11 protein-coding genes are annotated in these 12092 nt (G+C 72.4%); 9 read left to right on the forward strand and 2 right to left on the reverse strand.

Features of this window, described 5'->3' with window-relative positions; translation table 11 throughout:
* The first annotated feature begins 94 nt into the window (after positions 1–94).
* Both radA and disA read left to right on the forward strand, forming a co-directional pair.
* Positions 95–1492, forward strand: coding sequence for a DNA repair protein RadA (gene radA / locus ABT154_RS30735; RefSeq protein WP_317877424.1), 1398 nt, complete (start codon positions 95–97; stop codon positions 1490–1492).
* A gap of 308 nt (positions 1493–1800) precedes the next feature.
* Positions 1801–2925 carry a DNA integrity scanning diadenylate cyclase DisA gene (gene disA, locus ABT154_RS30740; protein WP_056569600.1) on the forward strand — a complete coding sequence of 375 codons (1125 nt, stop codon included), beginning with the start codon at positions 1801–1803 and terminating at the stop codon, positions 2923–2925.
* Positions 2926–3061: 136 nt separating this feature from the next.
* Here disA and ABT154_RS30745 read toward each other — a convergent pair whose 3' ends face one another.
* On the reverse strand, positions 3062–3922 hold the full coding sequence (locus ABT154_RS30745; RefSeq protein ID WP_351861185.1) for a hypothetical protein: 861 nt from the start codon (positions 3920–3922) through the stop codon (positions 3062–3064).
* Between the two features lie 269 nt (positions 3923–4191).
* Between ABT154_RS30745 and ABT154_RS30750 the strand changes: the two genes are divergently transcribed.
* From ABT154_RS30750 to cseC, 6 genes are all read left to right on the forward strand, one after another.
* Positions 4192–4875, forward strand: coding sequence for a phosphatase PAP2 family protein (locus ABT154_RS30750; protein ID WP_351861187.1), 684 nt, complete (start codon positions 4192–4194; stop codon positions 4873–4875).
* Between the two features lie 32 nt (positions 4876–4907).
* Positions 4908–5951 carry an iron-sulfur binding domain-containing protein gene (locus tag ABT154_RS30755; RefSeq protein WP_351861188.1) on the forward strand — a complete coding sequence of 348 codons (1044 nt, stop codon included), beginning with the start codon at positions 4908–4910 and terminating at the stop codon, positions 5949–5951.
* 212 nt (positions 5952–6163) lie between these two features.
* Positions 6164–6736 (forward strand): SigE family RNA polymerase sigma factor, encoded by a 573-nt coding sequence (locus ABT154_RS30760; RefSeq protein WP_351861190.1) that lies wholly within the window; start codon positions 6164–6166, stop codon positions 6734–6736.
* The gene (locus ABT154_RS30765) at positions 6724–7521 is read left to right on the forward strand and encodes a hypothetical protein (protein WP_502969627.1); all 798 of its coding nucleotides are present in this window, start codon (positions 6724–6726) and stop codon (positions 7519–7521) included. Before ABT154_RS30760 ends, ABT154_RS30765 begins: the two co-directional genes overlap by 13 nt.
* Positions 7522–7615: 94 nt before the next feature.
* Positions 7616–8320, forward strand: coding sequence for a two-component system response regulator CseB (cseB, locus tag ABT154_RS30770; RefSeq protein ID WP_351861192.1), 705 nt, complete (start codon positions 7616–7618; stop codon positions 8318–8320).
* A gap of 12 nt (positions 8321–8332) precedes the next feature.
* On the forward strand, positions 8333–9697 hold the full coding sequence (cseC, locus tag ABT154_RS30775; protein ID WP_351861194.1) for a two-component system sensor histidine kinase CseC: 1365 nt from the start codon (positions 8333–8335) through the stop codon (positions 9695–9697).
* 135 nt (positions 9698–9832) lie between these two features.
* On the opposite strand, the gene ABT154_RS30780 is transcribed toward cseC, so the two are convergent.
* Complete coding sequence (locus tag ABT154_RS30780; protein WP_351861196.1) at positions 9833–11419, reverse strand: MDR family MFS transporter; 1587 nt, start codon at positions 11417–11419, stop codon at positions 9833–9835.
* 101 nt (positions 11420–11520) lie between these two features.
* Here ABT154_RS30780 and ABT154_RS30785 point away from each other — a divergent pair, with 101 nt between their 5' ends.
* Entirely contained in the window at positions 11521–12078 is a 558-nt protein-coding gene (locus tag ABT154_RS30785; protein ID WP_351861198.1) for a TetR/AcrR family transcriptional regulator, read from the forward strand.
* Positions 12079–12092 lie beyond the last annotated feature (14 nt).

Here is a 12092-nt window from a genome sequence, read left to right on the forward strand (position 1 = left end):
CGATAGGGGACAGGAACCGGACGTTCCGGGGACGGGTGCCGGCCGTACGCCGGGCCGGGGCCCGTTGTCGGTGGCGGCGGCTACGGTGGGCGACATGGCTGCCCGTACGAAATCGACCAAGGACCGGCCGTCCTACCGCTGCACCGAGTGCGGCTGGCAGACGGCCAAGTGGCTCGGCCGCTGCCCCGAGTGCCAGGCCTGGGGGACGGTCGAGGAGTACGGTGCGCCCGCCGTACGCACGACCGCCGCGGGCCGGGTCTCCACCGCCGCCGTCCCCATCGGGCAGGTCGACAGCCGGCAGGCGACCGCCCGCTCCACCGGCGTCGACGAGCTGGACCGGGTCCTCGGCGGGGGGCTGGTGCCCGGCGCCGTCGTCCTCCTCGCGGGCGAGCCGGGCGTCGGCAAGTCCACACTCCTTCTGGACGTGGCGGCCAAGGCGGCGAGCGACGAGCACCGCACGCTGTACGTCACGGGCGAGGAGTCCGCGAGCCAGGTCCGGATGCGCGCCGACCGGATCAACGCGCTCAGCGACCACCTGTATCTGGCGGCCGAGACCGATCTGTCGGCGGTCCTGGGGCACCTGGACGCCGTGAAGCCCTCACTGCTGATCATGGACTCGGTGCAGACCGTCGCCTCCCCCGAGATCGACGGCGCGCCCGGCGGCATGGCCCAGGTCCGCGAGGTCGCGGGAGCGCTCATCCGGGCCTCCAAGGAGCGCGGCATGGCCACGCTCCTCGTCGGTCACGTCACCAAGGACGGGGCCATCGCCGGACCCCGCCTCCTGGAGCACCTGGTCGACGTCGTACTGAGCTTCGAGGGCGACCGGCACGCGCGCCTGCGGCTGGTCCGGGGCGTGAAGAACCGGTACGGGGCGACGGACGAGGTCGGCTGCTTCGAGCTGCACGACGAGGGCATCACCGGGCTCGCCGACCCCTCCGGGCTCTTCCTGACCCGGCGTGACGTGGCCGTGCCCGGTACCTGTCTCACGGTCACCCTGGAGGGCAAGCGTCCGCTCGTCGCCGAGGTGCAGGCGCTGACCGTGGACAGCCAGATCCCGTCCCCGCGCCGGACCACCTCGGGTCTTGAGACCTCCCGCGTCTCGATGATGCTGGCGGTCCTGGAGCAGCGCGGCCGGATCACCGCGCTGGGCAAGCGGGACATCTACAGCGCGACCGTGGGCGGTGTGAAGCTCACCGAGCCGGCCGCCGACCTGGCGATCGCCCTCGCGCTCGCCTCCGCCGCGAGCGACACGCCGCTGCCGAAGAACCTCGTCGCGATCGGTGAGGTCGGGCTCGCGGGCGAGGTCCGGCGGGTGACGGGCGTCCAGCGCCGGCTGTCCGAGGCGCACCGGCTGGGCTTCACACACGCACTCGTCCCCTCGGACCCGGGCAGGGTCCCGGCGGGTATGAAGGTGACGGAGGTCGCGGACATGGGCGACGCGCTGCGGGTGCTGCCGCGCAGCCGCCGCGCGGCGAAGGGGGCGCAGGAGTAGGCCTGGCGGAGGGTGCCGGGGACGGGAGCCCGCGCGGAGTGCGCGGGGTGCCGGGCCGGGCGTCCGCGCGAGGGCCGGGCCGGGTGCGCCTCGGGTGCGTAGGGTGCCGGTGAGAAGCGGTGCCGGGTGCGGCTCGACGGGTGCACAGGTGTGTTCCGTACGCTTCGCAAAGGCGGGAAGGGTTTGGCAGGTGCCAGGCCGGGGACCCCTCTCGGACCACCCGCGATCGGTCGGGGGCGGGGGGCGGCGGGGTGGTGTCGCTAGACTTTGCCCTGGTCTCGCCCATCCGTACGAGCCGGAGGAGTGCAGTGGCAGCCAAGGACGGGGCAGCAGCTCCTGGAAAGTCCGGCGCGGGCTCCGGCAACGAAGCGCTGATGCGCGCCGCCCTGAGCGCGGTCGCGCCGGGCACCGCGCTGCGTGACGGCCTGGAGCGGATCCTCCGGGGCAACACGGGCGGTCTCATCGTGCTGGGCCTGGACAAGACGGTCGACTCGATGTGCACCGGCGGTTTCGTGCTGGACGTCGAGTTCGCCGCCACGCGTCTGCGGGAGCTGTGCAAGCTCGACGGTGCGCTCGTCCTCGACAAGGACATCACCAAGATCCACCGCGCGGGTGTCCAGCTGGTTCCGGACGCCTCCATCCCCACCGAGGAGACCGGAACCCGCCACCGCACGGCGGACCGGGTCTCCAAACAGTGCAACTTCCCGGTCGTCTCCGTCTCCCAGTCCATGCGCCTGATCGCGCTGTACGTGGACGGGGAGCGCCGGGTCCTGGAGGAGTCGGGCACGATCCTGTCCCGGGCCAACCAGGCGCTCGCGACCCTGGAGCGGTACAAGCTCCGGCTCGACGAGGTGGCCGGCACGCTCTCCGCGCTGGAGATCGAGGACCTGGTCACCGTCCGGGACGTCACCGCGGTCGCCCAGCGCCTGGAGATGGTCCGCCGGATCGCGACCGAGATCGCCGAGTACGTGGTCGAGCTCGGTACGGACGGGCGGCTCCTCTCGCTCCAGCTCGACGAGCTGATCGCGGGCGTGGAGCCGGAACGCGAGCTGGTGATCCGGGACTACGTGCCCGAGCCGACCGCCAAGCGCTCGCGGACGGTCGCGGAGGCGCTGACCGAGCTGGACGCGCTGACCCACACCGAGCTGCTCGAACTCCCGGTCGTGGCACGGGCGCTGGGCTACAGCGGTTCGCCCGAGACCCTCGACTCGGCCGTCTCGCCGCGCGGTTACCGGTTGCTCGCCAAGGTGCCGAGGCTGCCGGGCGCGATCATCGAGCGGCTCGTGGAGCACTTCGGCGGGCTGCAGAAGCTGCTCGCGGCCAGCGTGGACGACCTCCAGACCGTCGACGGCGTCGGCGAGGCGCGCGCCCGCAGCGTCCGCGAGGGCCTGTCCAGGCTCGCGGAGTCCTCGATCCTGGAGCGGTACGTCTGATCTCCGGCCGGGGGCGCTGATTCCCCGGGGCCGTAGGGGTATGCGTGACTTCTGGCGGCCGAGGCCAGCCCAGGGGTACGCCTGGTGGCCGGGGTGTTTGATTCCCCGGCCCTGAGCGGTGGACCTGTCCGGCCCGTCAGTCCTTGGCCAGGCTGAACGGGGCCGGGAGCACCTTCGTGCCCGGCATCGTCGCCTCCGCGAGGTAGGTGCCGGGGCCGACCGGGCCCGCCGGGGCGGTGGCGCACTGCGGGGCGCTGCGGGCGCGGTTCCACTCCACGGTGTGGGTGACGGTGGCGTGCGCGGGGACGCGCAGCAGGACCGGGTTGCCGGGGCGCGGGCAGTCCGCGGTGGACCAGACCTCGTCGTCCTTGTTGTCACTGATCGTCAGAACCGCGCTGCGGGGCCCGAAGTCGGCCTTGCACGTGGTGTTCGAGGTGTTCTTCACGACGAGGTGGAAGCGGGGCTTCTCCCCCGCCTCGTAGGTGACCTTGGTCGTACGGAGCGTCAACTGCAGCGCTCCGGCGGGGCAGTTCGGGAGCGGGGAGCCGGCCGGGACCTGCTGGCCCGCGCCGGTGCCCGCGCCGCCGTCGCCGCCGGCGCCGTCCGTATCGCCGTTCTTGCCGCCGGCCCCGGTGCCCGCACCCGCGTCCGTACCCGCGTCGGCGCCCGAACCCGGGCCCGCACCGGTGCCGCCCGAGCCGCCGCTGCCGCTACCGCCCGTGGAGTCGCCGGAGTCGCCGGAGTCGCCCGACTCGTCGCGTCCGCCCGGGTGTTGGCTGATCGCGGGTCCGGTGCCGGAGGGGCCGGGGGTGATCGAGGGAGGTGTGGGGGACGAGCCGTTGGCGGCGTCGTTCGACTTCTTCCCGCCCCCGTCACCGGAGGCGAGGGCCCATACGGCGAGGAGCGCCAGAACCGCCGCCAGGCACGCCGCCACCGCCCTCCGTCGCCAGTAGATGGTGGAGGGAAGCGGCCCGACCGGATTGCGCAGAGATCCCACGACCCGAACCTTACGAGAGATCCGGCCCAACTCCCGCCCCACCCGCCGCCCGAGACCTCAAGTTTTGCCGATGATCACATCCGTCGGTTCCGGGAACTTTTCGGGGAACCGGCGCCCAGCCCCGTCCCGGACCCGGTCGGCCACCCTCCCGAACCCACCGGAACCGGGAGAGAACCGGCATGCCCCGGGGGACCCCCACTTTCGTCAGGGGTCGCTCTGGCCGTTGGCCCGGGGCGGGGGACTCCGGATTCCGGTTAGCGTCATCCACCATGGACACCCTTCTCGACCTCTCCGACCGTCTGTATCTCGACGTCGCCGACTTCGCGCACTCCACCCCCCACTGGTTCCAGTGGGGCGCCGAGGTCTGGACCGAGGCCGGACTGCTGCTCTTCGGCGTGCTGTTCCTGGCCGTCTGGTGGCGCTCCCGCGAGGGGTCGAGCCGGATGATGGCCCTCGCCCTGCTCGCCCCGCTCGCCACCGCCTTCGGATACGTGGTGAGCGAGGCGCTGAAGTCGCTGGTCGACGAGGACCGCCCGTGCCGGGCCCTCCTTGGGGCACCCGCCTCACTCGTGACCTGCCCGCCGCACGGCGACTGGTCCTTCCCCAGCAACCACTCGGCCATCGCGGGAGCCGCCGCCGTGGCGCTCGCCCTGTCCTGGCGCGGGATCGTCTGGCTGACCGTGCCGATGGCGCTGCTCATGGCGTTCTCCCGGGTCTTCGTCGGCGTCCACTACCCGCACGACGTGACCGTCGGCCTGCTCGTCGGCGCCTTGGTCGCCTTCGTCGTGATGCGGGCGGCGGCGCGGCCGATGGGGGCGCTGGTGGAGACGGCCAGGTCGAGCCGGAACCCGGCCGTGGCGTGGTGCGCGGGGCGCGGGCCCAGCGCGCACGCCCCGGCGCACGCCTCCCCGTATGCCGAGGACGCCCCGCGCTCACGCCACGGCGCGTACTGATCCCGTCGGGGACGTGCCAGGATCGGGGTGCCATGACTTCCATCGACGCTCCCCTCACTCCCGCCGTCCCCGGCATCTCGGCTGCCTCGGCTGCCTCGGCTGGCTCGGCCGTCCCGGCTCCCTCGGCCGTCCCGGCCGCGCCTCAGGCCTCCGCCGCCCTCCGCGCCTCCGGCATCCCGGCCGTCCCCGAGGTCCCGACGCCCCCCGCCGAGCTGCACGGGCCCGTCCTCGCCTGGTTCGACCGTCACGCCCGTGACCTGCCCTGGCGGCACCCCGAGGCCGGCGCCTGGGGCGTCATGGTCAGCGAGTTCATGCTCCAGCAGACCCCCGTCGTCCGGGTGCTCCCGGTGTACGAGCAGTGGCTCGCGCGCTGGCCCCGTCCTGCCGACCTGGCCGCCGACGCCTCCGGCGAGGCCGTCCGCGCCTGGGGGCGGCTCGGCTACCCACGCCGGGCCCTGCGGCTGCACGCGGCGGCCGTGGCCATAACGGAACGGCACGGCGGCGACGTACCCAGCGATCACGGGCAGCTGCTCGCGCTGCCCGGCATCGGCGAGTACACGGCGGCGGCCGTGGCCTCCTTCGCGTACGGGCAGCGGCACGCGGTCCTGGACACCAATGTGCGCCGGGTCTTCGCGCGGGCGGCGAGCGGAGTCCAGTACCCGCCGAACGCCACCACGGCCGCCGAGCGCAGGCTCGCCCGCGTGCTGCTCCCCGAGGACGAGCCGACGGCCGCCCGCTGGGCCGCCGCCTCGATGGAGCTGGGCGCGCTCGTCTGCACGGCGAAGAACGAGGACTGCGGGCGCTGCCCGATCTCCGGGCGGTGCGCCTGGCTGCTCGCGGGGAAGCCGGCGCACGACGGCCCGCCCCGGCGCGGCCAGACGTACGCGGGGACCGACCGCCAGGTCCGCGGCCGGCTCCTCGCGGTGCTGCGGGAGTCGCGCGAGCCGGTGGCGCAGGCAGCCCTGGACACGGTCTGGGACGAGCCGGTGCAGCGGGCCAGGGCGCTGGACGGCCTGGTCGCGGACGGCCTGGTCGAGCCGCTGGAGGGCGGTCTCTACCGGCTTCCGGTGGCCTGAACCCGGGCGGGACCCCGCCCGGGTTCCGTGGGAATCCGCCCGGGTTCCGTGGGAATCCGCGCCGGAAACCTCCTCCGCCCTCGTCGTTACACAACCGATGGGTACCCGTGCGTCCACCGAGGGCTGCCACGCACAGCCCCGTGACAACCGCTCCGTAGCGTCTTCCACGACACGAGGAACGAAGCAGGTCACGGGGTTCGGAGGCGGTTCGGATGAGGCATGGCGAGGTGCTCGACTTCGAGGAGTACGTACGCACGCGGCAGGACGCGCTGCTGCGCAGTGCCCGTCGTCTCGTGGCCGACCCCGTCGACGCGCAGGACCTGCTCCAGACCGCCCTCGCCCGCACCTTCGGGCGCTGGGACGGCATCGCCGACAAGTCGCTGGCCGACGCCTACCTCCGCCGGGTCATGATCAACACCCGGACCGAGTGGTGGCGCTCCCGCAAGCTCGAAGAGGTCCCCACCGAGCAGCTCCCCGACGCCTGCGTCGACGACCCCACCGAGCAGCACGCCGACCGCGCCCTGCTCATGGACATCCTGAAGGTCCTCGCGCCGAAGCAGCGCAGCGTCGTCGTCCTGCGCCACTGGGAGCAGATGAGCACGGAGGAGACGGCGGCGGCGCTCGGCATGTCGACGGGTACGGTGAAGTCCACGCTCCACCGCGCGCTCGCCCGGCTCCGTCAGGAGCTGGAGAGCCGTGACCTCGACGCCCGTGCCCTGGGGCGCCCCGGGGAGCGCACGACCGTACATGGCGACGAACGGGGGCGGGAGCGGTGCGCGGCCTAGACGGCGAAGCCGACGGCAGACGCGAGAGCGGCGAGCGGCGGGGCGGCGGAGGCCACCGCGGCGTGCGCCACGGCGGCGGCGTCGACATCGACAGCGCCTGCGACGGCGGCGACGACCGGTACGGAACCGGGCGGCGCCGCCGGCGCCGTACCGCCAAGGCGACGGGGCTCACGGCGACGGCCGGGCTCGTCGCCCTCGGTCTTCTCCTGGTCTCCTGCTCCACCGGCGGCACCGGCTCCCGCGACGAGGGCGCCGCCCGCACCGACGGGGTGGCCGCCACCGCGCCCACCCCCTCCGCCTCCGGCGGTCCGCAGTCCGCCGAGCGGGTGGACCCGATCGCGCTGCTCAAGGCCGACCCGAAGATCGGCGACCGGCTCAAGGCCGATCTGAAGCCCTGCGTCGCGGACGCGTACCCGGTGGACGCCTCCTACGGCAGTCTCACCGGCGCGCCCGCCCCCGATGTCGTCGTCAACGTGATGACCTGCGGCGACGCCGTCGGCATCGGCACCTACGTGTACCGGATGCAGAGCGACCGGTACGAGAACGTCTTCATGGCGGAGGACGCGGCCGTGTACGCCACGATCGACCGCGGCGACCTCGTCGTCACCAAGCAGGTGTACGCCAAGGGCGACCCGGTCGCGTATCCCTCGGGCGAGGACGTCATCACCTACCGCTGGTCGGGGAACAAGTTCACCCAGCACGACTGGGTGCACAACGACTACAGCCGTGCCCTCGGTGACGCCGGCGTCGCCGAGCCCGCCCCGTCCGCGTCCCCCGCCGACTGAGCCGTACGCCCCGCACCCGGCGGACGCCCCGGACCTGGCCGCACGCCCCGAACACGCACACAGCAGCAGCGCACAGACCCGAAGGACACGCACGATGGCCGAAACCCATGTCCTGTTCGTCGAGGACGACGACGTCATCCGTGAGGCCACCCAGCTCGCCCTGGAGCGGGACGGCTTCCGGGTCACGGCCATGCCCGACGGGCTCTCCGGCCTCGACGCCTTCCGCTCGCAGCGGCCGGACATCGCCCTGCTCGACGTCATGCTGCCGGGCATGGACGGGGTCAGCCTCTGCCGCCGCATCCGCGACGAGTCGACCGTGCCGGTGATCATGCTGTCGGCGCGCGCCGACTCGATCGACGTCGTCCTCGGTCTGGAGGCGGGGGCCGACGACTACGTCACCAAGCCCTTCGACGGATCGGTGCTGATGGCCCGTATCCGCGCCGTCCTGCGCCGTTTCGGGCACGCGGGCGGCCCCGGCGCCGGTGAGCACGGCGAGGGCGCGGCGGACGGCGGCGGCCTCCTCGTCTTCGGCGACCTGGAGGTCGACACCGAGGGCATGGAGGTCCGCAAGGGCGGCACGACGGTCGGGCTGACCCCGACCGAGATGCGGCTGCTCCTCGAGTTCTCCTCCGCGCCCGGCACCGTGCTCTCCCGGGACAAGCTCCTGGAGCGGGTCTGGGACTACGGCTGGGGCGGCGACACCCGGGTCGTCGACGTCCATGTGCAGCGGCTGCGCGCCAAGATCGGCCAGGACAGGATCGAGACGGTCCGCGGCTTCGGCTACAAGCTCAAGAGCTAGGGCGCGGACCGGATGAAGCTGCTCCCGCTGCGGACCGGGGTCCGCTGGAAGATCGCCGTCGCCATCGCGGCGGTCGGCGCGCTGATCGCCGTCACCCTGAGCGTGGTCGTGCACAACGCCGCCCGTATCTCGATGCTCGACAACGCGCGCGAGGTACAGATGGAGCGGCTGCTGTTCGCCCAGCGCATGTACGAGACCTCGAAGCCCAAGGAACCGCGCTTCGGCACGAAGATCAACGACCCCTCGCTGCCCGCCCAGCTCGACCAGCTGATGCGGGACCGGCGGCGCGGCACCTACGTACAGGAGCACCGGCACGGCGGGCCGCCCGACGTGTGGGCCGCCGTGCCGCTCGCCAACGGCGACGTGCTCTCCCTCCACATCCCCTTCGCCGACCGCAGCGCCACGATCATGAGCGATCTGGACCGGGCCCTGGTCATCGGCTCGGTCTCGGTCGTCTTCGGCGGCTGCGCGCTCGGCGTGCTCATCGGCGGCCAGCTCTCGCGGCGGCTGCGGAAGGCGGCCGTCGCGGCCGGGCGGGTCGCCCAGGGCAACACGGACGTACGGGTGCGGGACGCCGTCGGCGGAGTCGTACGGGACGAGACCGACGACCTCGCGTGGGCGGTCGACGCCCTGACCGACGCCCTCAACGAACGGATCGAGGCCGAGCGGCGGGTCACCGCCGACATCGCGCACGAGCTGCGCACCCCCGTGACCGGGCTGCTCACCGCGGCCGAGCTGCTGCCGCCCGGCCGCCCCACGGAGCTGGTACGGGACCGGGCGCAGGCGATGCGGACACTGGTCGAGGACGTGCTCGAAGTGGCCCGGCTGGACAGCGCCTCGGAGCGGGCGGAGCTGCAGGAGATCGCGCTCGGTGAGTTCGTGGAGCGGCGGGTGCGGGCACTGGACCCCGAGGTGGTCGTCCGTGTCGTCCACGAGTCCTGGGTGAACACCGACCCCCGGCGGCTTGAACGCGTCCTCGGCAATCTCCTCGCGAACGCCGCCAAGCACGGCAAGCCGCCGGTCGAGGTCACCGTCGAAGGCCGGGTCGTACGCGTCCGGGACCATGGCCCCGGCTTCCCCGAGGCGCTCCTCAAGGAGGGCCCGAGCCGTTTCCGTACGGGCACGAGCGACCGCGCGGGGCAGGGCCACGGTCTGGGCCTGACCATCGCGTCGGGCCAGGCCCGGGTCCTGGGCGCCCGGCTCACCTTCCGGAACGTGGCGTCCGAGACGGCGCCGAACGGGGTGGCCGGCGCGATCGCCGTGCTGTGGCTGCCGGACCACGCGCCGACGAACACGGGGAGCTTCCCGATGCTGCGGCCCGCGGAGCTGTGCCAGCTGGAGCAGCGGGCGGCGGAGTCGCGGACTTCGTCGGACTGAGTCCCGGTCGGGTCGTATCTCAGTCGGGCTGGATTTCCGGCGGACCGGTTTCCGGGGGTACGGCGGTGGGGCCGGCCCCTGTACCGGGACCGGCCCCACCGCCGTACGTACCGCTTCCGCTTTCGGGTCGGACCGTCAGACCTTCTGGTCGACCTTCGCGCTCTCGTCGTCCGAGGACGCCTTCGGCTCCGCCGCGGGACCGGCGCCGCGGAGCGCCACCTCCTTGACGAGGAAGGCGAGGGCGAAGCTGAGGACGGAGACCGCGGCGGCGACCACGAAGGCGCCGTGGGTACCGGCGGAGACCGCGTGCTGGTAGGCCTCGCGGAGCGCCGCCGGCAGCTTGGCGAGGCTCGCCGCGTCGAGCTGGGCGGTCCGCTCGGTGATCCCGGACCCGCCGCGCGTGGCCATCTCGTCCTGGACGCGGCTCGTGAAGAGCGCGCCCATGATCGCGACGCCGAAGGAGGAGCCGAGCGTCCGGAAGAGGGTGGTGGAGGACGAGGCGACGCCCATGTCCTTCATCTCCACGCTGTTCTGGGCGACCAGCATCGTGATCTGCATGAGGAAGCCCATGCCGGCGCCGAGGACGGCCATGTAGACGCCCGAGGTCAGCCGGGAGGTGCCGGTGTCCATCGTGGAGAGGAGGAAGAGGCCGGCCGTCATGAGCGCGCCGCCCACGATCGGGAAGATCTTGTACTTGCCCGTGCTGGTGGTGAACCGGCCGACGAGCAGCGAGACGACCATCATCGACAGCAGCATCGGCAGGAGCAGCAGACCGGAGTTGGTCGCCGAGGCGCCCTGGACGGACTGCTGGAAGATCGGCAGGTAGAGGACCGCGCCGAACATCACGAAACCGGTGACGAAGCCGATCAGGGACATCACGGTGAAGTTGCGGCTGCGGAAGATGTGCAGCGGCATGATCGGGTCGCTCGCCCGGGTCTCCACCCACAGGAAGGCGGCGAGGGCGAGGGCTCCGCCGACCGCGAGGCCGATGATGGTGGCCGAGCCCCAGGCGTACTCCGTACCGCCCCAGGTGGTGACGAGGACGATCGCGGTGATGCCGACGGTGAGCAGCGCGGCGCCGAGGAAGTCGATCCGGGTGCCCGTGGCGCGCTGCTTCTTCGGCAGGTGCAGGACGGTGCTGACCATCGCGAGGGCGACGGCGCCGAGCGGCAGGTTGATGTAGAAGGACCAGCGCCAGCCCCAGTGGTCGGTGATGGTGCCGCCGACGAGCGGGCCGCCGATCATGGCGAGGGCCATCACGCCGGCCATCATGCCCTGGTACTTGCCGCGCTCGCGGGGCGGGATGAGGTCGCCGATGATCGCCATCACGCCGACCATGAGGCCGCCGGCGCCGAGGCCCTGGATCGTGCGGAAGCCGATGAGCTGGCCCATGTCCTGGGCCATGCCGCTGAGCGCCGAGCCGATCAGGAAGATCACGATCGAGGTGAGGAAGACGCCCTTGCGGCCGAACATGTCGCCGACCTTGCCCCAGAGGGGGGTCGAGGCGGCGGTGGCCAGGGTGTAGGCGGTGACGACCCAGGAGAGGTGCTCCAGGCCACCGAGCTCACCGACGATCGTCGGCATCGCGGTGCCGATGATCATGTTGTCCAGCATCGCGAGGAGCATCGCGATCATCAGGGCGAGGAGGACGACGCGGACGCTGCGTGGCTGCGGCTCCGATTCCCCCTGCACCGTTTTCACCGTGTCTTGTTGCGCCGCCATGTCAGTCCCTTACTTGCCGCCCGGCTAGTTACTACACTGGGGAAAGTAGACCCGTAACTTGCCGGTCGTCAAGTAAGTTCTTTGGAAAGTGGAGGGCAGTCATGGCCCGAGGCAACACCCGCCAGCGCATCCAGGACGTGGCCCTCGACCTCTTCGCCGAGCAGGGCTACGAGAAGACCTCCCTGCGCGAGATCGCGGAACGCCTCGACGTCACCAAGGCGGCCCTCTACTACCACTTCAAGACCAAGGAAGACATCCTCGTCGGGATCTTCGACGACCTGACCCGGCCCATGGACGAGCTGATCGCCTGGGCCCGGGAACAGCCCCGCACCCTGGAGACCCGCCAGGAGGTACTGCGCCGCTACCAGGTGGCGCTGCGCGCGGCGGCCCCGCTCTTCCGCTTCATGCAGGAGAACCAGGCGACGGTCCGCGAGCTCAGCGTCGGCCTCACCTTCAAGGAGCGCATGCTCGAACTGACCGGGCTGATCCAGGAGCCGGACTTCGCGATGGTGGACCAGGTGCGCTGCGTCAGCGCGATCTTCACCCTGCACGCGGGCACGTTCTTCACGCAGAACATCGAGGGCGACCCCGAGGAGAAGCACAAGGCCACCCTCGAGGTCGCCCTCGATCTGCTCAATCAGGCCCACGGGGCCGTGTAGAGCGTTCTGTGCGG

Source organism: Streptomyces sp. NPDC001728 (assembly GCF_040297565.1).
Classification (GTDB): domain Bacteria; phylum Actinomycetota; class Actinomycetes; order Streptomycetales; family Streptomycetaceae; genus Streptomyces.

Coding starts and splice junctions, on each gene's coding strand:
- ABT154_RS30760 (WP_351861190.1), top strand. CDS start 6,164: ATGAGGCATGGCGAGGTGCTCGACTTCGAGGAGTACGTACGCACGCGG.
- ABT154_RS30750 (WP_351861187.1), top strand. CDS start 4,192: ATGGACACCCTTCTCGACCTCTCCGACCGTCTGTATCTCGACGTCGCC.
- cseC (WP_351861194.1), top strand. CDS start 8,333: ATGAAGCTGCTCCCGCTGCGGACCGGGGTCCGCTGGAAGATCGCCGTC.
- ABT154_RS30780 (WP_351861196.1), bottom strand. CDS start 11,419: ATGGCGGCGCAACAAGACACGGTGAAAACGGTGCAGGGGGAATCGGAG.
- ABT154_RS30785 (WP_351861198.1), top strand. CDS start 11,521: ATGGCCCGAGGCAACACCCGCCAGCGCATCCAGGACGTGGCCCTCGAC.
- ABT154_RS30755 (WP_351861188.1), top strand. CDS start 4,908: ATGACTTCCATCGACGCTCCCCTCACTCCCGCCGTCCCCGGCATCTCG.
- radA (WP_317877424.1), top strand. CDS start 95: ATGGCTGCCCGTACGAAATCGACCAAGGACCGGCCGTCCTACCGCTGC.
- cseB (WP_351861192.1), top strand. CDS start 7,616: ATGGCCGAAACCCATGTCCTGTTCGTCGAGGACGACGACGTCATCCGT.